Raw genomic sequence first — 25,715 nt, forward strand, 5'->3', positions numbered from 1 at the left:
ATTTATCGAGGGTATAGCCATCAACTTGCAAACTGCAAAAATGCTTCAAAACTCCATTCAGTAGTTTTTTACGGTATCAATCGAGTAAATCACCTAAATTCACGGCATGAGCAGGGTCGATTCCAAAACTTTTTATGTCGGGATTGGGTGGCTCCGCTACATCGATTGTTACACGAATGGTTGTGTTAGGTTGTCCGGGGCGTTCGAGTGTAATCTCATATTGGACACGTTTAAGAAAATTGTCGCCTTGCGGCGCACGCCAACCACTGGGGGTTGGGTTTTCCCACGATATAGCCGTCGCTTTAACGCGTGTGCGGCCTCCAATAGAATCCGTAATGGTTGCGAGCTGTCGAATATAGCTTTCAACACTATCATTTTGCCAAACAAGGTTTATTTTACGCGGCCCCCACATCATACCGGCTGCGGCTTCGTCGCCGAACCCCGGCCCCCACAAATGCAAGCGTTGCCATTGACGATTTAATCCCGCTTCTTTAACTGAAAAAAGATTACCGCTGCTATTAAATTCGGGGGCGCGTCGGCGTGTCGCGGTTACATCTTTGGATTTGCGCGCTAATCTACGCGGGAAAATAATCCCTGCGATAGTAATCGCTATACCCCCTTCGTTAGGCGCGTCTCGCACTACGATGCTTTCTATGCCTCCCGTACCCGCTATACGCTGATCGAAATCGGGCAATCTTGCGCGCGAGGCTGGGTCCAATATAAAGTCGGGCGCTAAGCGAAACTTTGCGTTAGGGTACGAACGTAATGTCGACGCCCACTGATCCATTTGGCGTGACATTTCATCGACGGGCATTCGTAAGCGGCGAAACATTTCGATAAATCGATCGACTTCAGTGTCCAGCATGCCAAGCGTACGACCTTGAGTTATCAAGCGTAATTCATCCGGCGTGTGAAGCGCAATAGGTGATCGCGTTGGGGTTGCTGCCGGTGCCGTACGTGCTCGTGTTCGGGGGCGTGCCGGAGTGGGGGTAGGCGTTGCGGCCGTGGCCTTAACCTGTGCCGCCTTTAGTACGCTTTCTAACGAACGCGCCTCGGCGAGCGCTTCTGCCGCCAGAACTTTGTTACCTTTACTCGAGGCTTCTAACGCTTTTGCTTCTATTTTTAATAACTGTTGATGGAGGTCTGGGTCGGCATCCACTACGCGCTGGTATTTCGCGCGTAGATCTTGGCATAGATCTGAACATCGGATAATCCTGCCACGTTCGGTTAACGTTAAAGTATGCTCTTTATCCACGGTTTTTATCTGTGTTAGCGGCTCCGATTTAACCGCCATTTTTGCCACAACGCCTTGTTGATCTTTCGCTGGAGCCGTACCCACATTGGGCTTATTTTTACGTAGAAAAGGCGGTGCAGCGTTTGTTATCTCGACATTGTTATCGCTACCCATTTTTATCCAACCTTTTTCTAACCAAGATTGATACGCACTGCCCTCCACTCGCTTTTGATAGACATCTGGAATTTGTCTAAGGGTGCTGTAGGCCGAGATTCCCATCATGGCGCCCTGCTGAATAGCGGAATAGGTCACGCTCGCTATCATGTTCGCCTCTTGATCTTTGGGCAGTCTCAATTTTTTTATCGCATCAATATCTTCTTTTACTTTCGCATTGAGTAAATAAATATTAGCGCCTAGTTCTGTCACATCATAAATAGCGATTAATCGATCAAGGCGCTGAACAGTCAGCATGCGCGATAATGTTGCGGTACGCGCTGCCAGCGTTACCTTCGTGAGCGTACCCACAACAACTACAACAGCGCCGATGATATTAATAATATCCAGCGCCGTTTCAGTATCCAACTCAAGCGTGCCTTTTTCCTTACGATTATTCATATTGCGTATCGACATGGCCGCACTAATCACGGCCAACGAAACCCCTAACGCCATTACCACGGCGGCCGCAGCTGGGCTCAGTGCGCCGGCAGTGGCAATGGTTCCGGCCACAAGCATAATGATGCCTAAAGCCGCCAACGCATATTCTAAATACTCGAAGAATGTAGTAACTGAGTTGCTCGTACCGCGTATAGACGTTTGCGGTAATCGATATACAATTTTTCCGTTACCGTATTTATTATCTTCACCAAATTTCACAAACGCAGATTGCACCGCATCTTGCTGTGTAGAAGAGGTTCCGCCAACGTAAATCATGTCGCCCTTTTTGGGCGCATCGAAGGTGACATCTACAAGCTTCATTTTGTGATTGCCATTTTCCGGATCCGCATCGGGGTGATAGCCCGCAACCAACATTAACGGCACTACGTTGCCGTCATCCTTTTTAACCAGCGCCGCCACAACACGCAACGCGGGATAACCCGGTTTGAACCGACTTTGTGCATCACCAACTCTAATGCCTAATCGCGTCAGTTGTTTGTTTTGTTTTTGCAGCACACTCACATATTCATCTATTGCCGTTAGATCGCTGTATTGCCGTGGGCTATACATTTCACGAATAAGGTTGTACACATCGTACTGTGCCCTATCGTGATTTTTTAATCGAATAATAAACGGATCTGTTGAAGCGTCACCGCTCGACGAGAGTTTCTTGGCCCTATCATCTACAATAAATTGTCGAAGCTTTTTGGCTGTTGTCATCAGCTTAGTGGTATCTTCTATATCCTTTTGGGTTAACGACAATAAACCACTCGATTCTCGCTGCTCTAAACGGTCAATATCATCTTGGTAACCCTTCTTTTTATCGTCTGTTGCTTTCGCCTGCTTAGCTTTCAGGCTCGCTAATTGATCCCATTCGGTAAACGCCGTGTTATGCGCAAGCGTGCTGGCATCGTACACAAAGAATGGATGCCCCGCTGCGCTGGCGTGCTGCACCCAATTCATATCTTGTTTGTAATGTGGTGCCGCTCTGCCAACGAGTAGATACTCGCCAATACCAAGATGCTTCATGGCGATGGATTGGTTCGCACTGCCATCGGTTTTAAACGTTTTAATGGGCGTTTTAAGGTTTTGCGGTGAATTTTTTACAAATTGATCCGCTTCTTTTGCAAGTTCAACTGGGGGTATTGCGGTTTTATCACGCATGAACGTTAGGGAATCGGGTAACGGTACGACATCCCACGAGTACGCGATATGTCGAGCCATTGCAATAGAGGCGCCGTGTAGCAAATCATTGCCGTGGACATGATGCGTTTTCAACCCCATCCGAAACGTATTCGTTGCAGTTGTAATGGTGGTGTTATCTTTATTGATATCCGCAGACGCAATATACGAGGGATAAGGGGGGAGCACCGTAATATTCTCTTCAGGAATACCATTTTCCATGACAAACTTTGAGAGCAACTCGACCCGTGCATCGCGCTGAGTTTCTGAGTTCAGTTTTAAACGATAGTTTTTGGCCGCAAAGTTTAATAGTGCCATAGCATTATTAATGCTACGCAACCCTCTGGCGGGCTTGTTCTTTTTTCGTAGTTTTTCCGTCAACCCCCAAACAGCCTGATACGCACCTTGCGTAATCGGATTTTTGTACAGCACTACGTCTTTTCGAATAGCCTCCAAAAAAGCGATATCATCATAGACTTCATAAAATATAGTATTGGCCATTTCAAGGCCATTGTATTTTACACTATCGTCTTTTGTGCTTTCATATTCCAACAAGTAATCTCGGTATTTATCGAGTTCTGTTTTTCTCGTTTTCATTTGTTGGGTAAAAAAATGAAAACTATACCAGCGTGGCAACCGCATCTTTTCAGATTTAGATAATCGCCGCATGTCGGCCCACAAATGCTTATTAGCATAAGCCGAGGACAAGCTCGCGAACTGAGAGTCATCGAAGTATAATTTTAGTTTTTTACTTTCAATAAAGCGTTTTATCAGTAAGAAAGGATCTATTGCAAAACCGAAGCTTTTAATTTTTTCGTTTGCATAGGCTTCTCGGCTATCTTTAAAATGACCGTAACGAGCGTATTTCTTCTTGGATTTTTCAATAAGCGTTGTTAGCTCTGAGGCTAACGCATCGGTATATTGCTCTTTAATAAGCGTTTTCAACGCAATTCGAATTAACTGGATCGTTTTCGGCCCTACTTGAAAAACGGCTTGTGAGGTCATATTAAAATAGACCCCTTCAAGTGAAATATCGATGGTAGCCGTTGGAATTAATTCTTGCGATAGCACCGACCGTTGTGCCGCATCGGGGTCTTTTTCGCGTTGAATTTTACGCTGTATTCTGCCGCTTTGTTGCTGCACAACGTGCGTGAGTTCATGTGCGACTAAATGCTTTCCCGCGCGAGTTTGAGGCGCATAGTGGCCTGCGCCAAAAACAATATTGTTATTATGAGTATACGCTTTTGCCTGCAGACTTCTGGCGGAATCACTCGCGGCGCCACCATTGTGTACGCGAACCGAGCTAAAATCGTAACCAAAACGCGGTTCGAAATAATGCTTTAACGCGGCTGAAAGGGGTTCGCCACGGCCTTGCAAACCTTCCACCGTAGACTGTATAGCCGGTGTTAGTTCTGGCACAGTAGCGCTGTGTTCGGGTTCCCGCTGAACAACGCCGCCCTCACGTTCTTCTTCTCGACGATGCTGCTGTTCGCAGCTCGCACATTTTCGATTAATAAGATTACTTGCGGGGCTAACAGGCGTAATCATTGGCGTAGATTCAGAACTTAGGCTCTCACTATTAGTGATCTTATCGGCCACGCGATCTGCCTCTTGCTCGAAGGCATCGTTACTCGCACCAACACTTAGCTTTTTCTGCAGTAGATTATTCCCAAGGTGGCGAGGACAAACAGTGGCACCAACAGCCTGTACCGCCGGTTGTTTGGGTATTGCCGGCGCTTTACTATGCCCGTGGCTACGCGTATTTTTGTTAGCGCTGGATTTTGTATCAAACGTCATATAAAAATTCCATTTAGAACCTTAGCCCCACGCCGCCCGTTGGCCCACCCGACCGAATCCCTTCATCCGATATGATTACGTAGCCCCCTACTCGCCAGAAAAATCGGGTGCCCGTAGCGCCCATTTCTTGGCCAATACCGATCGCCCCTAAGGCACGATAACGGTTGCGGAGGTTCGCGGTATCGGCGGTAGGTACTTCGGCTAACACACCGGCTTCTATATCAAAGAAAAGTGGGTTATTTACATTTATACCGTCTTCCAATGCTCGCAGACCCATCGCGCCGCCCAATAACAATCGGTCTGGGGTGAGGTAAAGGCCTCGCACACCCAACCGTAAACCATGAAGGCGGCCTAAAATCACATCAGCACCGAGCATTCCTGTACCGCCAGATGAGCCACTAGCATGGCTAGACCCACCTCGTAGCTCAACCAAGCCATTCACATTAGGCGACGTTTGTTTAGGCGGGGGAACCGGTACCGGCTCACCAGACGGTTTGGGAAACGCGCGCCGTACAGGCCTATTTTGCCGTGCAGCTCGCTGACGAATACGTCGCTCCAACTCGTCGATTTCCGCAGTGAAGGTACGCAAGCCGTCTAGAAATTGCGGCTCTATCTCCGCTAGCTCAACATCCCCGTGCCCCGTTGAAAACCCAATATCCTGTCGGCCGGCATGAATAAACCACACATGCAGACATTCGTGGTAGAGCGTAGAGGCCATAGCCGATTCAGGATCGGTATGGGAAAAATGCAAAAGCGGATTTCGTCTCGAAGGCCAAGCTCCCCCAAGGATAATTCCACGGTTATTAGGGTTGCGTGGTGCAAGGGTTCTAACCCATACGTTATAGCGAGGCTGGTTCGGGCGATTGGGCTCGAAAAAACCTGATGCATCAGAACGGTGTGCTGGAAGGGTATCGGTAAATACAACATGAATCTGTGAACGACAGTGTCGCCGCCCACGACAAAACAACCGCCATAGTGCATTAATCAAATTCTGGCCTGAGGTCGTACGCAACATGCGCGACTTTGCCTCCTGCGCAACACGGTTTCGCCCCGCATTGGTAGGCCACTGTATGGGCGCCACAACGGCGTTCCAACTATCAGGCGCATCAACTCCCGGTACGCGCTGTACGTATTGAGAACCCACGGGTGAAATACCCACCGACGATGGCCCCCCCGTTTGTTGCAAGACATGTGTAAGCTCGTGCGCGAGTAAGTGCCTGCCCGTTACACTGCGCGGATTATATTCACCTGACGAAAACACAATATCGCGCCCGTAGGTAAAGGCCCGCGCAGAATAATGCTGGCTTAACGCATTCGCCGCTGGATTTGAGTGTATGCGCACGTGTGAAAAATCTGTACCAAAACGAGATTCAAAAAAATGTTTTGCGCCTTGCTCTAATGGTTGGCCTTGAGCCGTCACGCCCGTTGGCAATGCAGCCGGCCTAGCGTAAGGCGCTCCGCCACCAGAAGGTACAGTAGGCGAAATTTTTCGCTGAAGAGTTTTGTCGTCTTCTTGCTTACAGCTTGCACATTGGCGTTGTACGCGTGCATGAGATTCGGACGATGCCGCTGAGCGAGGATGCCATTGACGCGGCCTCGATTCTTGTTTAGCACGGTTATCATTCGCGCTTGACATAATACGTGCCGCCACACGATCGGCTTCCTGCTCAAAACGATCGTTAGAACCGCCTATTTTTAATGCCGGTTGAAGGCAAGGCAATACCGGCGTCGACCGCACCGCACTGTTTCCCATTGCGCGCTGAATAAGTAAATGGTTTTTTTTGACCGGAGCGTTTTGTCGTGGGTTTAGGGTTAAGAAAAGACGAGAAATGCTGTGGTGCTATCGATCCTTTATTGGCTGAAGAGGCGTATGGGGTAATACTAGGCGTTCGTCTTAGCATGGTATACCCCCCGCCGATTAACTCGATTTAACTAGCGTTTGCGCAGCGTCGCTAAACGAAAAATCAATCTCGTACATTGGCGTTGCGTCGGGTACCGGTGTTGGTGGTTTAGAATTAATGGCCGGCGATACTAGGCTCACCGAAATAGTGCCGGTGGTTCCTTTTAAAGCAACAGGGTTGCCTTTTTTAGTTGTCACGGTCGATAGGCCGTCCACACTGTTAAGCATCGCAAACTTCAGTGAGCCGGGCGTATCGTGAATAGCCGTTGTGTAGGCCGCAACATAAGTCGCAAATGATGCTTCGATATCCGATTCAACTAGCACTTCTTTACCACCGACCGTTAATGTTGGCCCGGATGGCGCCAAAGCAAGGCTATGAGAGGCCACCGTTATACTCAATTTTTTATCGACCGGTGCCAAAGTGGCCGATACAGATTTGACTAATACTTCTTCACCCATTAAATTTTTCCTTTTAATTCTAGGCGCCAACGTTACGACAAACGGCACGCTAGGAGGTTAGCGCTGCGACAGGCCTTTCTCGAAACAATGGCCGCAATAATCGTAGCCCAGCGCTAGCGCCGCCTCTATAGATTCAAAATAATACCGTCTATCAACTCGAAGATTATCGAGCTGACATGTGTTTTTTTCGTTTTCCAGATCGTGAAATTCCTCGCTGTTCGAATTACCCAAATAACGCGTTGGTATTTCTTGTGCAATCACTCGATCCGGCGTTAATGTTAACTGCACATTACGCTTCAATCTAGACGACGCACGTTTTTCTAAAGGCGGGTGAACAAAATACGCAATTAAACGTGCATATTCCCCCACGCCACTATAAATGCCGCACTCACGAATACTGCCCACACCTTCACCAGCCAAGAAGTTACTCGCCACGGCGATAAGTGCCGTTGCCTCTACGCTGACCTCACCCGGTTTGGATAAATACTGAATATCGGATTGTACGATTGGTTTTCTTGCCACCTCGGTCGTCAACGTGGCGATCGAGCGCCGTAATAACGGAGGATTTAAATCCCATGTTGGCGAACCCGTTCCAATAGCCATACTTAACGATGCCTGTTCCGAGGCATCGCCTTTTATACACATTGCCAAATAACGATAGAAGTTGTGAGTAAGCATAAGAAAGGCTCTTAACGTTTACGTAAACGGCAAAAGATTAACAACATAAGCAAGATTAAGCACAGCACTACGAGCGCAACAATAATGGCCCAAAGCTGTTTAACTAAGGGAGTGTGCTCGTCAGCTTGTGCTACGCCCGAAGCGTTCGTCTCGCAATCGGGGTTGCCTGTGCCCGCAGTGTGACCGTTGCCTACGGTTAAATCGAAACCATTATTCGTGGAAATACTCACCACCGGTGGCTGCGCGTTAGGCGCATAGGTGGCAATCTGTAAATAATACCCATTATTAAGGTCTAACAACTCGCCATAGGGATAACCGCCCTCAACCTCTACCGCAAAGGTATGTGCAAGCCCAGGGCCCACATAGTTGCCCTGTGAATCTTTCGGCAGAAAATAGAGCAGCTGGCTGGCTCTATCGGCAAGCATTGGGCCTACCATTATTTGAAAGGGTGTATCGCCAGCGGTTGGCGCAACACCAACATACTGGGAGCTAACGCGCATGCGACCAAACTCCACGCCATCGGTTGTGGTGCCCAGTGCAAAGTAGCGAAAATTGTAACTACCTTCTAACCCCGTATTATTAAACGCAAGGCTGTAAATACCGTCACCCGCTATTTTATCGCCCTGTGTCCCATCGTCTACCAGCGGCATTCCCGGTAGAGCATTACGCGTAAGCCCCTCTTTTTGACAACGCCCAAAATGATAGGACGATAACGCAAAGCGCCCAACTTTCGGCTCTGCTGCAGAACCCGATTGAGCGGCGACCGCTTGGGATATGCGGCGAGTCCACGATTGATTATGTTTTTTCACGCTCGCCAAGAATTGGCTATTATCATCGCCATTGGCGAAGCTCGGAATATTCGGCGTAGTTGCCTCACAGTTATCCCCAACAGTACTCAGATAGTTACCTAAACCTTCCCCAGGCACTGCCGCTTCTACCGATACGTTTGCACCCAATATTGGCTCACCGTTATCAAGCAAACTCACTTGCAATAGAATATCGTCACCGGCAAAATATTTTTTCTGTTGTGTTAAAAATCTCGCCAAGATACGTAAGTCCGCTAATACAAATTCGTTGTCTTGTAATGCACCAGACGATACCAATTGCCAGACACCATTTTCCGCTGGGTTATTCAATACCAGCGCTGCATAACCAATATCAGTATTCACGTAGCTAGCCAGCGAATCGTAATCGGCGGCGCTTGCGGGGTTACCATTAAGCTCGAGCGTGAGATCCGTGGCATTGGCGGGCGTATCCCATACGCCAATAAACACCAATTTGTCGGGCGCGCCAGGATTATAATTGGCCCCGATTTTAGGTACTTGATTAATCGTCAATGGCGCTTGCAGGGTTTCTAAATACGCCATTAATAAATCGGAAAAGGAATTGGTTTGGTTAAACCTTGCTTCGTGACTATAAGCGGCACCGCCATTAAATGCCGTAGAAATATCGGCAAGTAAGGCTGTATCCGCAACGCCATCATTACCCAAGGCAACGGTTCGAATTTGAGTAAAGTTTTTCTCATCCACCGAAAAATCAGTATTCGGATCGAAAGGCACATCGCTATTAGGCTGATTGTGTAAACCATCGCTCAGTAATATTGCAATACGATCACGCTTATCGTTTGGTGAGGCACCCGCAATACCTAATTGGTCTTCTAGCGCAAATTCGATACCGGCTTTAATGGGCGTACAATTATTACTGCCCGGATTAGCGGCGTTCGCGTCAGTGTACGAACCGCTTGTGGGTGGTGGCGGTACATCGCCTGGCGACAACTTGCCCCCCAACCCGGACACCGCGCCCGTTGTATTGCCACTCACCGTCTCGTCGCTGCACGACCACGAATATTGCGAAATGCTCACTTGGTCATCTAGCATATCGGTTTTAAACAAGCCCAGTGTCGTAACAAAAAGGTCTGCCGCACGTTTCGCTTGCACCCACCGATTATCAACACCACCATCGGTTTGCAACATACTGCCCGAATTATCCATGATTACGGCGTAATCGATAGGGTAACGCATATGCATATTGCCCCACATAAGTGGCGCATTAGCGCTCACAGTATTCGCACCGTTTAGTGGGTACGTAGCCGTCGACGTTGCAGGCGCACCCGGCAACGGGTTACTGCTAGAAATAGCATTGGCATTTTCCGAGCGAGCTTCCACCAAAAGCCCAAGCGTTTGGGGAAAGTAGCTCCAGCCAAAGTCGGCTGGCGTTAACACAAATTCACCCGACCAACCCAACTGAAACCCTACTTCCGCTCCAGCATATTCACCGGGGTTCGCCGCAATAATATGTGCGTTTGATAACGCTAGTGGGCTACCAGCACCGGCAAAAACACCGCCGGAACGATTAATACGCGTAAAGTTGCACGCTAGCGCGACACAATCTGCGCGGGTTATTCGCAAGGCCGTATCTTCCTGTGCCTCATCGGCATTGGCGGTACCGTGATTGTGAAGGCGATCGAAATAAAAGCTAATACGATCATCCGCGTTCGCGTCAATATCGTGCACCGAGAAATAAACACGGAGTTCTTCGTTGCCCGTTGCCGCGTCGAAGTAGCGCTTCGAATACACTTTTGCCTCTAGGTAATCGGAACCTAAGGCTTCCACCATATGATCAGCATCATTGTATTCGTTGAGTGTATTGACTCCGTCTGCGGTAAATACCGCACTGACCGAACGACTAACAGTATGATTTACCGCTGGGTCCGTTCCATCGGTAGACGCAAGCGCGAGTGTCGACAATCCGAGTAGTGTGCCCGCTAGGCACCGGTAGCGTAGTAATCGCTTCATAAACTGTTCTCCCCATTCTTTTATTTTTTGAGAATTGCTAAAACTTTTTACGTAGAAACACACCATGCGCGTATACGATAACGCCTAGACGGCTGTCACTCGAACCGGTAATTCAATTAACGTTTGCTTGCCGTTGGGAACACTAACCGCATCGATAGCAGTAAGTGTTGCTGCAGCCATAAGCGTAAAGGTAATATCACCGGCGATACCGCCTAACGGCGCTAATGCTTCAATCGGAAATGTCACAAGCGCATCGTTACCGGTAACATTTTGATTATTCATTTGTACGCTTCCACCGGGCAGCCAATCATTCGGATCAACCTCATCGGGCAGACTAACAGGCCATTCAAGGTGGTACTCTAAGTCGAAACGATGTGTTTCTATTCCACTACTGCTATTCACCAATGTGAAAGCCACCTCGAACGTACTAAATTCCACATCGGCTCGCGTGAGAACAAGCGTGTCGCCCTGCAGTTCTACACCTCCGCTATAGAACAAAAAGTTTTCTGTGGGAGGCTGACCACCAATGGTAAATCGTTGCGCAGGTTGTGCCGACTGTATGCTGGCACGCCTACGTGAACGCGCGACTATATTAATGTCCGAAAAATCACCGGCTGTAAGTGCATCGTTAGGGTCGACCGTAAGCGTAACCTGCGCACTTTCGCCCGGTAATAAATTCAACTGCGTGGCACTCAACGAAATATTCCAGCGGCTATCACTGGATATTGGCGCTATATCAAATAGCTCGGGGGCATCGGCGGGAATTAATAAATTGCTCGTAACCGTATAGCCTATTTGAAACTCGTCTGTCGACACGTCGGTTGCTATGTTCACCGTCGCCAACATAACGCTAACGCTACCTTGCGGTAGGTCTCCGGTGGTCAAACCTAAAAATTCAATTAATTCTTCCTGTGCTATAACGGCCGACAACACATCGTTTAAATCGATAGCCGGTTGAATACCCGAAATACCGCCACCGTTACCGTTTAGATAAACCGCGTAGGTAGTGACCACACTCATCTCAGACGGAACACCTGTGCCGAAGGTTGTAATAACGTCGAGCAGTGCGTGCTGCGCATCCACTAATTTTTGTAGTACCGTTAACGCATCTTGATTATCAAAATTACGCGTATCGCTATTCACTTCGGCGGCCGTGGTTAAATAATAAATTTCGTTGGCAACATTCTGATACGACAACCACGATTCAGTACCACCCAAAACAATTGGAAAAAGTTCGTTTTGCTGCCAATATTGTAGGGCTTTTCGGAGGTCTTTTAGCATTTGCGAAAATCGCTCTGCCGATAAACTCTCGTCGCCTCGTCGGGCGTATAGGGGCGCTTTTACACTGTCCGATAAGGTAAGGCCGAGGCGGCGTAAATCCTCAATCATTGAATGTTCAATGCGGGGATTACTACTACGGTGTAAACGTGCCAGAGGATAATATTTGTGGCCCGTCTCGGCCACGCTAAGCGTATCAAATTGGCTAACGCTTTCTGCAACGCGCACAGTCCAACGGCGTTCTTGCCGAGAGGTTGTTTCTAATCCAATGTGTTGATTAACGAGTCGTTCGTCATTATTAAGGCTGCCAGAAGCTGACACTTCTTGTTCGAAGACATCTAAATAAACGATATCAAAACGGTTGACGGGCGGCGTCACTAAATCACTTTCTTCACCACTCAAACGCGGCAAGTCGCGGTATAAGATAACGCCAGGATTTATCACCTGCCACCCATCCACCACGAGCATACCGGGTTGTATAGAAAAATTATTGTCGTCTTCTATAGGCTCTATTGCGAAGCCCGCCCCCATACCTGGAACACCGTTGCCAATAATGTCGCGTAACAGTAATTCAACTTCATAACGACGAATATCGTCAGCGTCGTTCCAGTCGGCATCTAACAGCGGCACGCCTTGTTGAAGACGAACGCCGGTGTAGTGTCGCGGCTGCAGCACGGTTTCACCGCGTAAATATTCATACAGAACGTTCGTAAGTTGAAACGTATCTCGTGAAAAGTCACCCATGATTAGTGTCCTTGCCTTGCCGTGCTGCGGAAAATAAGTTTAAACCAACGTTGAAAAAATGAATGTCCATCAAAACACCAATCGTATTTTTCGGATAAGAGTGTCGCCAACCGATAAGCTCATTACTGGGTGCCGAACGTAGTCAATCATGTAATCTTCGCCGTCAAACTGACCAAATAACGCGAACTCTCTTAATGGATAACGCTCACTACCACTAATGGAAAGCGTGTCTGAATCTAGCGTTACTGCCACTTGAATGCGGTGCGTGGGCGTTGTTGTTTCGTTGCCTACAGCATCTAGAAATTGCAGATTGAGCGCCGACCCGCTAATAATTGTTGGCGTGGTATCGGTAAGCATTGTGGTGGCCGCAACGGGAGCTGGCGGTGGGTTGTTATCCCAATGGCTCTCACCCCGCCCTAATCGTAACTGTTGAATACCGGTAGAGGTGCCGCCCAACATAAACCCTGCAATTAACTCTCGACATTGGTCCACGACAATATTCGATCGCCAACCAAACTCGTGTAGTTTTCCGTCGCGCTTGCGCACTTGATCCCAGTATTTTCCATCGGGCGATAATTGCATTTAATGCATCCTCTTTAACATGGCACTAGCTCTCATCAATAACATCCTCTAAACCACTGTTTAGTACCGATCCAAAATAGTCACCTTCGGGCAATACGGATTCACTCTCGTTTGTAACCCACTCGTCCGAAAAACTGCTCGTAATATAATGGCCATTGTCAGTTGCGGGCTGGCTATAGTGGTAAACCACATCCGTTTCCATGTGTTGCGACGGAATAAATACAACACGGTCCGTGACCGGCATAAATTCTCGTACAACCGATCTAAGCCGTTCGATTTCATGTTTTACTTCATCGGTATCTAACGTGTGTGTTGCTAGAAATTCGCCCACCGTGTCACGTGCAATACGGTTGCGGTCACCACGAACGCCATTCGTGCCGGTATCGTAGGTGTATCGCTGTGGGTCTTCGAATGTATTGTGTAATGCAAGACATTGGTGATGGCGGCTGTCGACAATTGTGGAGCCCGCATAGCGTTCGTCATGGGTTTCGCTCGCACGATAAACATCGCTGTTATACACCCTTTTCCGATTGCTTCGGTACACTAATTGAATCGCTTCTCCATCATCCTCGTAAGGCAATACACAGGGTGATCGTTGCTGATAGACACCATCAGTAAGGCGTTCTTGTGGGCTCCAGCTATCACTGGCTAAATCTATTAAGGTGGTTTGCCAAATGGACCAACCGCTATCGCCCCTATTAGACGAATAAAAAATCTCCAGCGTATTAAGATTATTCAGTAATATCGCAGGTTCCCTATCATGATAATCACCGTTTCCCACTTTCGGTAACGCATGGCTATTGGACCAATTATTAGCATCCAGCAGTTGATCCGATTTCTCACGCACAATAACCTGCCATCGCTCTGCTTCCGCCAAAGCCGATAACGTTTGCTGCGCCCAACACACGATAATGCGCGGGGTAGGCAATGACGGTGTCACAAGCACCGTCATATCATCTTGTACGCGCGGTTCGGCACCTCCCGATAACGGAAACCTTATCGCTTCGCCCCAGTTGTTACCGTTATGCCGGTTATAGTGTAACTGCCATTCCATGCCGTCGAACTCTTGCCAAAAAAGCCAGAGGCCATCGGTATCGTCTGCGGTTAGGGTGGCTTTTCGGCGCGGCCGTGTTGCATCGAAAATACCAGCGATCATGAATGGGTTAACGTCGCTACCATCGGTAGACGCTGGCCCAGGCTCGGTCCATAACGTGTTATTTCGCTGTTGGTAACCTATCGACCAATGAGCCTTGCCATCGGTCACAGAGCAACGTGTCCACACTAACCAAAGGCTCTCACCCTGTTGCGCAACGCTAGGCCATTTATTGATATTGGTAGTGGAGATTAATGGCTCACTCGGGCCATATTCGGTTAACGTTGCGGTGCAGTTGTACAGGAATAGGCCGTGGATCGTTTGTTCGATTACACTCTTATGAGCACCGTCGAGTATTTCCCATGTATGAGTGGAAAGCGGTGTAAGTATTGCGTTTTGCGTTATCGATAAACCAAGACGCTGTAGTGAGCCCCACAACGCAATTGCGATCACGCCACCTAAAAAATACCGCTGTAAACCGTTGTTCAGTGCAACGCCGGGCGTTTTCTTTACCCATATTTCCCAACGATTTTGCCGAAGAGTGTGATAGAACAGCCACCGTATACCGTTGTGATCCGTATGCCCACAGGCTCGCCCTTCGTAACAAAAATCAATTGATTCGAGCGTTTCTTGTTCACGCCATATACCACTGCTCGTTCGTGTTATCGACCATAAATTTAAACGCGGCGGCTGGTTGCTGGTAAAAATATTATGAACATATTCTTTACTACGACTTTCCCAATGGCTAATGCGTTTAATTGTGGCTTCCAGCGTGGGCACAATACCCACCCGGCGATACAACGCAGGCGCATTGATTATTTCGTTTCGCTGGCTATTTAAATCGCGCTTGTTATCACTCTTCCAGCCAATCCATTGTGCGAGTAGGGGCAACAAGGCTTCAGGCGATTGGCTGATATTGCGACATTGCTCCGTGGCGTTCGCTAAACTATGAAACTGATCGATCTGGCCACCAACAATCGACAGAAAGCGTTGTAAAAAATACGTGGATTTATCGTAGCGATGGTAAATTGACGGCAGTAATTCCATCATATGAGCGCCGTAACCGTGGGGGCTTGTAGCCAAAGCACTCACACGGTTACGGGGTTCAAAATGGAAACTCGCAGGGTTGCCACTGTAGGGAAATAGCGTGTAATAATAATACGTCTCCCCTTGCATAGCCTTGTCTGTTTGGCTGTAAGTTAAGGCGGCATTCCGCTCAACATCGGCTACCCATTCACCGTCTTCACTGTGTTCTGGGTAACGCCCAACCAAACGCACAATACGAACACCGTCTAAGGTATTGTCAGCCATTATCTCCCACGACACATCAATACGATTGCCGTCAGGATGCGCGTTTGCGTGAACGTTACGCAGCTTCATTTTGTTAGAAGCCTCCCTCTAACGCGGTTAGTTTCACGCCATTGCGATAGTGCGCATCGTGTTCTGTATCCTCGACTGAAGAGCCCGGTATTCGCGGCACCTCGCTCGCCAACAATTGGAGCCGGCCAGCGCTGTCATCTGTGCCAGCGTGCCCTTCTCTCGAGAATTCATCGATGGTGACGTAGGCAACGCCATCTATTTTTTCAATTGCCTCATAAAATTTACTTAAAAATAAGACTTGCCCGAAATCAACGTTATGAAATGCTAGCAGGCTTGTAATGGCCTCCTCTACTTTTAACCGTATTTCCGCGCGCGCGTAATAACTTTCCACGCCAATGCGTGCTGAAATATAAATCTTCACATAATCAACATCGGCCACTTCAATTAACGTTGAAACGGGGCGCAAGCTATCAAAATACGATAATAAGTTTGCACTAAGAATATCACTTACACGGCCACCGCCCTCGGGCGCCACGTACAAGGTGACTCTATTCCAATGTGTCGCTTCTGCGCGCACTTTTCCTACACCATTATAATTTTCGGCCAGCTGTTTATAATCATCGGCCGTAACAGCACGGCGAAAAGAACGGTACATACCCGGCGCATGCTCAATAGCGTGTTCAATGGTCTCCCTATCGGCACCGCCTGTAGCGGCGGTTTTATTCGTCACCTTGGCTGCTACCAGCGATAAACCCGGTGCATCGGACAAGGTCGTAATTTGATGAGCGGCAACATTACCCAGTGCGCCCCCACCAACACGATAACGTGCACGTATGGTAGAGCCGCTCGTGGGTACTGCGCCAAATCCATTACCACCGAAAATAAGAAACGCCTGTTCATTTTCGTCTATCTCTATGACGTAATCTTGTGCATCTTCGCGGCTGAACGCGAGCGATTCCTGTAAGCGCCAGCTATTATCCATAACACCGCCCAGCTCAGTCCAAACAGTGATATCGGCTATGCGATTATTGTTACCGCTGTTATCACGTAAAATAAGATCAGTAAAATTTAGCGCAAAACGCTGGCCCGAAAGCCCATTTGAGTTGCCTACTACATCGGTTTTAATTAATTGCCCCTGCTCTACAGGAATGCGTACGGTTTTTTTATTACTAATAGGGTCGACAGCCAGCAAAGCACAATCAATATCGTCATTCTCGCCACTATATTCGAACCGTACACTCGGGTTGCCCTTGCTACTTTTTGTGGCGAAAGCGTCACCCGATGACAACCGAACCCGCGCCGTGGTGTCTGCCGAAAACTCAACGGTTAACTCAGTAGACGAAGGTGCCGCTGTTGAGAGGCGATAGCCCACTAATTTTAAGTGATCGATAATGCTCGCCCGCTCACGCGCCGTACTTAAAAATGATTCGTTAACCAGGCGATCTTGATGGTAAGCCACTATGTCGCCCATGTGAGCGAATAGCTGCAATAGCACATGTCCAAAATCTGTTTCTTGGCTATAGTCCGTCCATTCAGGTAATTTTTCGGGTGCCATTTTTTGCATTGCGAGCAACAGGCTCTCGTAATCTCTCGCGGTATAATCTATTTTACGGCCGTCGTCTGAATGTTCTATTTTCATGGTGGTTCTCTTATTTAAATTGAATTCGAACGGCGTGCTGTTTTAAATCTTGTTTTTTGGTATAGACAATTTCTACGACCACAGACTCACCTTCAGAGGTTACCTGTACAGCATCGGTTATCATTTCATTGGATAGCCAACGGGCAAGTGCTTGCCCAATCGTGAATTGCATGGCCGGCGCTAAAATAGAATGGTTAGGCTCAAATACCAAATTTAATAATCCGCAACCAAATTCTGGCTGATGAATGCGTTCACCTGGCGAGGTAAATAGTAGCTGTGTTATTTTTGCTCGAATACGCTCATCGCCACCCGTTGCGTGAATAGCTCCCACCTCGTTGACTCCCAAGGGGAAACGGAATCCTTTTTTTTCGGCCATGTCGTACACAGCATTTACTCCATTTTTTAACGCGGCTATGAATCGGTTATATCTACCGCAGCCGCTTTAATAACAACATTCTGGCCACTGGCGTCCAATGTAAACGCAACTTTTGACATAATATTAAAGGCGCTGTCAGTCATTTGTATTGAATTTTCGGTTACATCCGTCATCGTTATTCCACTATCGGTTAACGTTATTTGATTTATTTTTCCGTCTTCAATCTGCTGACGAATAACAACGCCATCGGCCGTCATAGTAATGAGGTTGCGTTTGTCATCACCGTTACGTTGTAAAATGAGTAACAGCTCTTCATCGTCTTTATCTTCAAACTGTATGGAATGCCCCTTTCGCGTTCTTATTATTTTCCGCGTTGGCGGGTTCTGCACCTCGTCGCTGTCTTCGCCGTCAATGTCGTACACTAAAGGCAGTTCGTTTTCGTCATCCGGTGCAGACCAAAAAGTACCAACCCAAACAGGGAAATCGATATCGCCACCTTCATACTCTACCCATACACCACTCTCTTTTTCGGGCATAAATAACAGGCCCTGATTGGCGCTACCACCGTACGGAAAACAAGGTGCCGCCCAGCCGCTCACAATAGTGCCCGTTACACTTGGTACGGTCACCGTAATGCGGCCCAGGCACTCTGGGTCCTCGTTATCGACAACAAAACCACGGTATTTTCCATGATGATGCCGTTCAATTTTTTGCATTAAATGCGCAACCGTTCGCTCTAAATCCATATTCAATTCCTAGCCCTGTACGCACACTCGTCGGCATGCTGAAACTTAACGAGATTAAAGCGCACTGAGTAACCCGCCGCTTTCTCCGAAATCTTCATCACCGACAAGGTGCAGGCCATTTCTCTTCATTCTTACCTGTTGGCTGTAGCCATCGGAGGTAAACACGTGGGTAACATGATTAACGTAATACATTCCGCTATAAGTCTCGCCAATACCTTTAACCGTTACCGGTTTGCGCGGCATTAGCACATGGGAATAGTGATTAGCATTCACTTCGCCGGAAGCAAATACAAACCATTCAGAGCGGTTATATAAACCCTGACAAAGCGATTCCATTTCACTCTGTGCGGCAGCGCCGTTATGCGAAACGTATACTTGAGGCGTATCCATACCTGGCTTTAGTAGTCCCGCCGCCTCTATTCCACCGAGAGTAGTTTGTGCCGTAGAATCTACGTTTACGTCAATAACGTCTTTTGTTTTACGGTCTACCTGAAACATGCCCACGTTAACAGGGGCCATTGCATCCACATCTATGGAGAAGTTATGGATATTCGTTTCCTTGCCAAAATGGACCGCCAATAGTGGTTGCGGTTCGTCCTCTATTTTAGGTAAACCGAAAAATCCTTCACTCCCCTTTACGAAACATTCATAGCCATTACGAATGGCTAAGCGCTTTAGAAACTGCATATCGGTTTCGCGTTGAATAATGGTGCTATTCGCTTCATCATGACTAAACTCGGTGGCTTCCACTTGCGGTGTTAAACCATAATATTTGAAAATTTCAGTGGCTATATCGCTGTCGGTTTTATTTGGCCAGTCTTTTAGCCATTCAACCCTGTCCATCATTACACTTGCATCCATGCCCCATATTTCTAAATATGCCTGCTCAGTATTATCTTGAAAGCGCGGTTTAACATGTGTAATAAAGCCGGTTAGAAGCTCTTGCACATCATCTTCGAATCCTGCTGAAATACTAACCGGTGTCCACACTTGAAAATGCTTTTCGTCAATATGCGTCCAGCCTTCAGCCGTTTGAATTAACAAGATTTTTAAACGAAACATTGCGGCTAAACCGTCATCCAGTTCCACTGCTAGCTGTAAAAGATCGCTGTATACCGTCTCGATCTCTTCGCCGTCGAAGGCTATAGTTAAATAATCATGCGCCATTAAGCGCCCCCAGTATTACGCGGGGGTATCGTGATACTCTGGCCAACGTTCGTTAAAATTGTTTTTTCCGCTATGTTAAACCCAAGCGTTGCTATAGCCTCCATTACCGTTTCTGCCGCTACCGTATGTTCATTAAAGGTAACGTGTAATCGCACGTGATAGACCCAACGAGCGGTATTGACACTTATCTGTGCTGTTTCTGAACGATACTGACACTGTAAAACGGGTTCGCTCGTTTCCGAATTAAATTGCCATAGCGCCGGTTCCGGCTTCGTTATTTTGTAATCGCCAATCAAGGTTACGCCTATCAACTGTAACGCGAGCTCGATTGACGCGGGCACTTGCTGGCTCAATACTGCATCATCTAGATCGAGCAATAGTGTATTGGCAATTAACCCAATAGGCGGCCCAGCGTTAAGCACCGTTTCGGTCAGCCCGTTTGGCGTTGTTTTTTCAATCGAGGTTACGCCCACAAGCGACGTTAAACGCTGATGGAGTACGGCAAGTGGCGGCGGGCGTTGCTCTGTCGTTAAGTGAAAGGCAATCTGTTTTAACGCCGTTTGATCGAGTAACGCAAGCGGTGCTTTAAGTTGTGGGTTGGCGTCACATATTCGCCACCAATAGAGAGACTGACGATAATATTTATAGGCGAGATGATCTAGCCTGTCGGCGGCGTCAAGCGTATGACTAAATCGCCCTATTAACGGTTTTAACCGTCGCACGGCTTTGCAACGACGACGCACCCCTTTCCGATCGGGGAAGGTTGTATCGGCAAGCTTATAATATCGTGATCGTTTCGTTAGCATCAGCTTGGTCTCGGCTAGCCTGGTACAACAACATTGGCAAGATCGGTAATATTCGCCAAATTCAGTACCGACATAGATTCCTTCAATACCTTGGAATAGGTATAAGGCACACTTTTTCCTTCGATAACGGTGAGGTTTACACTTACTGTTGCACGCGTAGGTGCCAAGTGGGTATTAAATTCGGTTTCACTAATACTCATACTCGTAATGTTAACGGGCAATACTCGGGTGTAACCCCACATAAATAACACAATGGGTGGTTTTTCATTATTGGTAAAACTAAAACCTCCATCGCTACCTAATAAGTCGACCAAGTTACCCAGCACACTTTCCGATTTAGGGTGCATCATTAATTCAAGTGTTGAGAGTTGCGGCAATATCCCAAATTCACCCACTATGGCATTACCTTCATTCAGGTCTTCGGTAGCATCAAGCCGTATATCAAAAGCAATCGTTTCTTCGGTAAACGTCACGTTTTGCGCGCTTCTGATGGCGAGCAGGTCATCCTCTCCTTCAAATTCCCGTTGGTGTAATTCACGCAACGAATTACTTCTATTGGCACTGCGCGTTTTAAGCGTCTCGCTTTCCCCTTCGTCGCTCTGCATATCAACCTGCCCACCGGGGCCGGTAAAGTTAACGCTTCGACTTCGCGAGAGTTGTTCTGGGTTAAATTGAAACACCACGAAAAGTGGCGGTAAGCTTATGCCATATTCAACAAAAGCCCCTTTTAGTATTTTCGGTTTGTTGGGAAATCCGTCAGACATTACAGCCCTCTCCAACGCCCGCTTTGGGGGTATAGGTCATACGTTTTGGGTCCCAAAGTTTTCCAATTTTTTTGAATTCCAACCGGCTGCTGTCTAACAGGTGGCTCATACTGAGAGTACTATTTTCTTGTGCGGCTAAAAATGCGGCATTGAGCACAATATTTTTAATGTTGCCACCAGACACTTTAATGCGTTCGGCCAACCACTGAAGATCCAACTCATGGTGAAGCGGTAGTTCGGGTGGCATACTTTTTTCAAATATAGCCACTCTATTGTTGTCGTCGGGAAACATAAATTCGATAATAAAACGAATTCTTCGAATAAATGCTTCATCGATATTGTTGCGATAGTTGGTCGCAAGAATCACTATGCCGTCGTACTCTTCAATTTTTTGTAACAGATAACTCACTTCTATGTTGGCATAACGGTCGTGCGCATCACTTACATCTGTTCGTTTGCCAAAGAGCGCATCAGCTTCATCAAAAAACAAGATTGCTTTACTCGCTTTGGCCTCTCGAAAAACACGGTCTAGATTTTTTTCTGTCTCACCAATGTATTTACTCACAACACCCGATAAATCTATTTTAAAAAGATCCAGTTGCAATTCGTTCGCAATCACTTGAGCGGCCATTGTTTTACCCGTACCGGGGCTACCGGTAAACATAGCGCTTAGGCCTCGCCCATAAGGCAGACGATGGGAAAACCCCCAGTGTTCGAACACCGTGTGTTGATGCTGTACCTGTGTACACATAAACCGAAGTTGCTGCTTGTCTTCATGCGGTAACACTAAATCGTCCCACTCATAACGTGCGGGAACATGTGTCGATAGATTACGGAGATGATGATGAGAGACCGCTCGGCAGGCATTGGCTAGCGACCGCACGGAAATTGGCTCCCCTAAGGATTCTACGCGCAGTTGCTTTACCACCGCATGAACCTGCGCCGACGACAATGTGTAGCGCTGACAGACCGCAAGAATATCCTCTCGACTACCGTTTATATTTAATGCCGCCAGTGCGGTTCCCCAAAGGGCGCGATAAGCCGAGTACTCCGGTGTTTGGGCCGCAATATTCACCACCGCAAGCGAATCACTATGGTGTTGCGGCCAAGGGCTCTTGGCCGTAGTAAACACCAACGACTCGTATTGATTAACAAGCGTAGCCAGTTGCACTAATAACCCTCTGGCTTGCACGTTGTATCCAATAAGCAAATCGATATTCGCAAGCAGTATGGGCGTTTGTTGCAATAACGCCTCACGAAAACAACACGCCAAGAGTTCCCAACTGTTTGTGCGCAGCGGTCCATTTTCAGAAAAAAGCGTGTCGGTTTCTATCATGAGTAGCCCACAATCAAATTTGGCGACCACCGAGCGTGCTAGATCTGCCAATACGGTTTCGTCATTACCGTGTAGATGAAAAACGGGGGCCTCGGTGTGATGCAGGCTTTGCGATGGGCTATCGATCTCACCAATATTATTTAAGGCCATCTGATAAATATGTTCGGACTGCCACGAACAGGCACAAAAGGGTCGCACGCTGGGTGTAACTCGCCTAGCAACTGCAAAAATACGCGGGTCGAGCTGGTTGTTACCCAAACAAAATTGCAAAATTTTGGGATCGAGTGTCAAAAAGCTTGCCAGGCCGGTTGAACCCGAAGGGCTCTGTGGATCGTCGATAATATGAATAATACCGTATGCCAGTAATCGGCTGTTCTCATCTAGCATTCGGCGCGCCTGCCAGCGATCGTTTTCGTCGTGGAAAAAGACCTCTAGTGCTAAATCAAGGCTCGGGCGTTTTCGGGTAATGTCATCCTGTAAATACGCGTATATGCGATCGTATTTTCGGCGCAACTCTGGCGCAAGTACGAGCAACACAATATTTATTTCAAGCCACGATAGATCAAATAAATTCGCTAAGGTTGCCAGCGGTAATGTTAGCTTTTCTTTTAGGCAGCGCGCTGTTTCTGTAGCGATTGTCTGCTGCACAGCGTCAATTTTTTCTGCCAGCGTCTTTTCATCAAACACCCCAATTACCGACGGGTTCGACTCCAGCAGCAGTGCAACAACTTCTGCCTCACCAATATAGGGTAGCGCAGACGCAAAAGTGATGGGCCGTGCGGGACCGTCAGCGTTATGGCTAGGCTCGTCCGCGTCATTCGCTAACACGCCTTGCCCCATGCGCATAACGCGTCGTAGTAATAATAGATCGAGCCATTCCAGCTCCGCCTCGATATGCCGCATGGCATCGTAAGGCGGTCTGGCAACGTTTGGCTCTAGCCACCGGTTTTCGTCGAGGTCGAGATAGTCGTTCATGGCGTTACCTCGAAATACAGCGTACTGCGATGTAACGTTGAAATATTAATTCGCACGCGATAATAACCAGGGCTTAGCCCAACCGGTACGTCGAAGGACACACCGTTGGACGTTATCAATTCGCCGTCGGCAACCCGCTCACGCCCTACATCGACATAACTACGCCAGTTCGTAAGGTTTTCACCCAGCACTGACACAACCGAACCAGCCGCACCCGATTGTGGGCTTATACCGGTGACTACGGGCAACGCATGGCCCGCATCAACACTGGGAACACCAATGGCACTTAGGCGCGGCGGCATATCGCGAGACGATTGATCGCTTTGATCAAGTTGCACCACAGCCACTTCGTACGCAACGGATAATCGGTAGGGCGTACTAAACGTACTCCACACTTTACTCAGTTCATCAATATCAACCGGTACTTGTGTAATTTTTAATTGTTCGCGGGCATCGGCTAAGCCTTCTGCCAGGTGCTCACTGGGTATGGCAGGAAACTGGTGCAAGACACGCATAGCATCACCCAGTATTTCGTGCGCACTGGTATTACCCGTTTCGCTATCGTTTTGCGCATAGGGCGTTAAGAGGTAATGCAAATTTAAACTGAGTGGTGGCGGTACTATTTTTGTTGGGTCGTCTTGTGAGACTTCCCAATCTTTATTTTTAAGATAACCATTTTCCTGTACTTTATATAAAAAGAGATTAATACGACGCGCAGTGCCCGATTCGTCTGGCGCAAGCAACGAAACCGTCGCCGAAGGCGTAACTGTCATTTCTTCTTCGAGTAATGTTTTTAAGGATTCGCCGACCATGCCAATTGCCGTTGGTGCACTCACAAACCCTCTCCTATCGATACAAGCGTATATACATACGCGAGAGGTTAGAGCGGTCCCAAAAAGCGGGGGAACGCGTGGAGTACGACGGCGTTATGCGTCGACTTACTGGTGCAGCATCGCGAGTAGCGGTTGTTTCACTCTGTTTACGTGTGGGTTTTCGCCAATGCCGGCGTTTGTCGGATTGCGATTCTTGCTGGAATTTGTCGTCGTCATGGCCGCGGCCGTTCTGCGGTGTTTTAACGTACACACAGGATATTTCCTGCGCCGTTGTGGTAGGTTTCATGGATGAGAAGGGCTGGCCGCCTGAAAACTTAGCGCCACGACTACGCGGCATTTTGGTGGTGTCGGCCATTGCCGTTGTGCGCGAGGGGCCTAACGCAGCTGTGACCAAACCTTTCTCGGCCGTCACTTTTTTTGCGACGAGTACTGTAGCCTTGACTACTATCTTAGGTGCGGGCTTAGGTACGGGCTCGACGTTTTCATTTCGACCAAAATTATTCGCTTCGAGTTGTTTGGATAAAGCCTCAATCGACTGCGTGGTGGATAAATGCTGCATTGCACGTAATTTTTCCGCCATACTTGTATTCTGACCTACCGGCGTAGAATACTCGCCGCTCTTTTGGGAATTCGTTTCACCCTCATTTTCATTCAATTTATGCTGCCACGCCGTTAACACTGTTTGTAACCCATGATTAGGTGTAGTGTTTTTTTCGCTATGCGGCTTTTGGCCTGAAAGCGAATCTGTAAGGCTGGGTATTTCGAGCACGGTAGTATCGATTGCTGACCTATGCGCGATAGGTTTATTCGGTAATGGCCGCTGCTTTCCCTGACCGGCTACTTCGATTAGTTGCCCGTTAATACGTTGCCCGTTGATACTGCTCCCATTAATACCTTGCCCATTAATACCTTGCTGGCTTATGTCATACAGCGCAGTCGGAGTGTCGCTTTCACCCCGTTGAGTAGAATGGGAAGCAGGTAATTGAGATGGATGAACCCTCGGGGAAAGTTTGGGCGTAGTGGCGTTTTTTCCTGTAACACCGCCGCTTGTCATTTTGTTGCGAACGAGAGGCGCAGCAAAAGGCTGCGACGCGTGTGGTTCAGTAGCCCCTCTAGCGCGTGTAGTGTCAGCCGGTGCCGCCCCCAGCGGCAGTTGATAATACGCCAGCATTCGATAATGAAAATTGGGCGAAAAAGAATAGCGGCCAAACGCAGGACGTAAAGCCCCGTTACGTGAGCGCCCCAATAAACCTAGCCCACGCGATACAGCCCTAAAAGGTGTTATGGCTGAACGTACCAGTTGCGACAAATAACTTTTGCCCACTCTAATATTTTGGCAATGAGACACGTTATTCAT

The 25,715-nt window shown here is 48.0% G+C and carries 17 protein-coding genes; all 17 read right to left on the reverse strand.

Annotated elements, in window-relative coordinates; translation table 11 throughout:
• Nucleotides 1-76 precede the first annotated feature (76 nt).
• On the reverse strand, nt 77-4,867 hold the full coding sequence (locus H5647_RS00720; protein ID WP_045855611.1) for an eCIS core domain-containing protein: 4,791 nt from the start codon (nt 4,865-4,867) through the stop codon (nt 77-79).
• A 13-nt stretch (nt 4,868-4,880) separates the two neighbouring features.
• Entirely contained in the window at nt 4,881-6,620 is a 1,740-nt protein-coding gene (locus H5647_RS00725) for an eCIS core domain-containing protein (protein WP_045855612.1), read from the reverse strand.
• Nucleotides 6,621-6,785: 165 nt separating this feature from the next.
• Entirely contained in the window at nt 6,786-7,226 is a 441-nt protein-coding gene (locus H5647_RS00730) for a hypothetical protein (RefSeq protein ID WP_045855613.1), read from the reverse strand.
• Nucleotides 7,227-7,283: 57 nt separating this feature from the next.
• On the reverse strand, nt 7,284-7,904 hold the full coding sequence (locus H5647_RS00735; RefSeq protein ID WP_045855614.1) for a hypothetical protein: 621 nt from the start codon (nt 7,902-7,904) through the stop codon (nt 7,284-7,286).
• Between the two features lie 11 nt (nt 7,905-7,915).
• Nucleotides 7,916-10,699, reverse strand: a complete 2,784-nt coding sequence (locus H5647_RS00740; RefSeq protein WP_162926254.1) for a vWA domain-containing protein — start codon at nt 10,697-10,699, stop codon at nt 7,916-7,918.
• Between the two features lie 84 nt (nt 10,700-10,783).
• Nucleotides 10,784-12,721, reverse strand: coding sequence for a DUF6519 domain-containing protein (locus H5647_RS00745; protein WP_045855616.1), 1,938 nt, complete (start codon nt 12,719-12,721; stop codon nt 10,784-10,786).
• Nucleotides 12,722-12,790: 69 nt separating this feature from the next.
• Complete coding sequence (locus H5647_RS00750; RefSeq protein ID WP_045855617.1) at nt 12,791-13,303, reverse strand: hypothetical protein; 513 nt, start codon at nt 13,301-13,303, stop codon at nt 12,791-12,793.
• Nucleotides 13,304-13,328: 25 nt separating this feature from the next.
• Nucleotides 13,329-15,776, reverse strand: coding sequence for a hypothetical protein (locus tag H5647_RS00755; RefSeq protein WP_045855618.1), 2,448 nt, complete (start codon nt 15,774-15,776; stop codon nt 13,329-13,331).
• Nucleotides 15,777-15,780: 4 nt separating this feature from the next.
• Complete coding sequence (locus H5647_RS00760; RefSeq protein ID WP_045855619.1) at nt 15,781-17,355, reverse strand: baseplate J/gp47 family protein; 1,575 nt, start codon at nt 17,353-17,355, stop codon at nt 15,781-15,783.
• A 10-nt stretch (nt 17,356-17,365) separates the two neighbouring features.
• Entirely contained in the window at nt 17,366-17,731 is a 366-nt protein-coding gene (locus tag H5647_RS00765; RefSeq protein ID WP_082086912.1) for a GPW/gp25 family protein, read from the reverse strand.
• Nucleotides 17,732-17,766: 35 nt separating this feature from the next.
• The gene (locus H5647_RS00770) at nt 17,767-18,477 is read right to left on the reverse strand and encodes a phage baseplate assembly protein V (protein ID WP_052691779.1); all 711 of its coding nucleotides are present in this window, start codon (nt 18,475-18,477) and stop codon (nt 17,767-17,769) included.
• 54 nt (nt 18,478-18,531) lie between these two features.
• Nucleotides 18,532-19,644: a phage late control D family protein gene (locus H5647_RS00775; RefSeq protein WP_045855620.1), complete on the reverse strand. Its 1,113-nt coding sequence runs from the start codon at nt 19,642-19,644 to the stop codon at nt 18,532-18,534.
• The gene (locus tag H5647_RS00780; protein WP_045855621.1) at nt 19,644-20,450 is read right to left on the reverse strand and encodes a hypothetical protein; all 807 of its coding nucleotides are present in this window, start codon (nt 20,448-20,450) and stop codon (nt 19,644-19,646) included. The genes H5647_RS00775 and H5647_RS00780 overlap by 1 nt, the downstream gene beginning before the upstream one ends.
• Before the next feature lie 14 nt (nt 20,451-20,464).
• Nucleotides 20,465-21,214 (reverse strand): hypothetical protein, encoded by a 750-nt coding sequence (locus tag H5647_RS00785; RefSeq protein WP_045855622.1) that lies wholly within the window; start codon nt 21,212-21,214, stop codon nt 20,465-20,467.
• Nucleotides 21,207-23,525, reverse strand: coding sequence for an ATP-binding protein (locus tag H5647_RS00790; RefSeq protein ID WP_045855623.1), 2,319 nt, complete (start codon nt 23,523-23,525; stop codon nt 21,207-21,209). Before H5647_RS00790 ends, H5647_RS00785 begins: the two co-directional genes overlap by 8 nt.
• On the reverse strand, nt 23,522-24,361 hold the full coding sequence (locus tag H5647_RS00795) for a DUF4255 domain-containing protein (RefSeq protein ID WP_045855624.1): 840 nt from the start codon (nt 24,359-24,361) through the stop codon (nt 23,522-23,524). Before H5647_RS00795 ends, H5647_RS00790 begins: the two co-directional genes overlap by 4 nt.
• 10 nt (nt 24,362-24,371) lie before the next feature.
• Nucleotides 24,372-25,715: a hypothetical protein gene (locus tag H5647_RS00800; protein ID WP_045855625.1), complete on the reverse strand. Its 1,344-nt coding sequence runs from the start codon at nt 25,713-25,715 to the stop codon at nt 24,372-24,374.

Origin of the sequence: Teredinibacter purpureus (genome assembly GCF_014217335.1) — a bacterium.
In the GTDB taxonomy this organism is placed as follows: Bacteria; Pseudomonadota; Gammaproteobacteria; order Pseudomonadales; family Cellvibrionaceae; genus Teredinibacter; species Teredinibacter purpureus.

What these genes read in the sequence shown, in the direction of transcription:
- H5647_RS00750 (WP_045855617.1), bottom strand. Translation starts at nt 13,303, where the DNA reads ATGCAATTATCGCCCGATGGAAAATACTGGGATCAAGTGCGCAAGCGC.
- H5647_RS00790 (WP_045855623.1), bottom strand. Translation starts at nt 23,525, where the DNA reads ATGAACGACTATCTCGACCTCGACGAAAACCGGTGGCTAGAGCCAAAC.
- H5647_RS00780 (WP_045855621.1), bottom strand. Translation starts at nt 20,450, where the DNA reads ATGCTAACGAAACGATCACGATATTATAAGCTTGCCGATACAACCTTC.
- H5647_RS00770 (WP_052691779.1), bottom strand. Translation starts at nt 18,477, where the DNA reads ATGGATTTAGAGCGAACGGTTGCGCATTTAATGCAAAAAATTGAACGG.
- H5647_RS00800 (WP_045855625.1), bottom strand. Translation starts at nt 25,715, where the DNA reads ATGAATAACGTGTCTCATTGCCAAAATATTAGAGTGGGCAAAAGTTAT.
- H5647_RS00785 (WP_045855622.1), bottom strand. Translation starts at nt 21,214, where the DNA reads ATGTCTGACGGATTTCCCAACAAACCGAAAATACTAAAAGGGGCTTTT.
- H5647_RS00720 (WP_045855611.1), bottom strand. Translation starts at nt 4,867, where the DNA reads ATGACGTTTGATACAAAATCCAGCGCTAACAAAAATACGCGTAGCCAC.
- H5647_RS00755 (WP_045855618.1), bottom strand. Translation starts at nt 15,776, where the DNA reads ATGAAGCTGCGTAACGTTCACGCAAACGCGCATCCTGACGGCAATCGT.
- H5647_RS00775 (WP_045855620.1), bottom strand. Translation starts at nt 19,644, where the DNA reads ATGGCGCATGATTATTTAACTATAGCCTTCGACGGCGAAGAGATCGAG.
- H5647_RS00760 (WP_045855619.1), bottom strand. Translation starts at nt 17,355, where the DNA reads ATGAAAATAGAACATTCAGACGACGGCCGTAAAATAGATTATACCGCG.
- H5647_RS00745 (WP_045855616.1), bottom strand. Translation starts at nt 12,721, where the DNA reads ATGGGTGACTTTTCACGAGATACGTTTCAACTTACGAACGTTCTGTAT.
- H5647_RS00765 (WP_082086912.1), bottom strand. Translation starts at nt 17,731, where the DNA reads ATGGCCGAAAAAAAAGGATTCCGTTTCCCCTTGGGAGTCAACGAGGTG.
- H5647_RS00740 (WP_162926254.1), bottom strand. Translation starts at nt 10,699, where the DNA reads ATGAAGCGATTACTACGCTACCGGTGCCTAGCGGGCACACTACTCGGA.
- H5647_RS00725 (WP_045855612.1), bottom strand. Translation starts at nt 6,620, where the DNA reads ATGGGAAACAGTGCGGTGCGGTCGACGCCGGTATTGCCTTGCCTTCAA.
- H5647_RS00735 (WP_045855614.1), bottom strand. Translation starts at nt 7,904, where the DNA reads ATGCTTACTCACAACTTCTATCGTTATTTGGCAATGTGTATAAAAGGC.
- H5647_RS00730 (WP_045855613.1), bottom strand. Translation starts at nt 7,226, where the DNA reads ATGGGTGAAGAAGTATTAGTCAAATCTGTATCGGCCACTTTGGCACCG.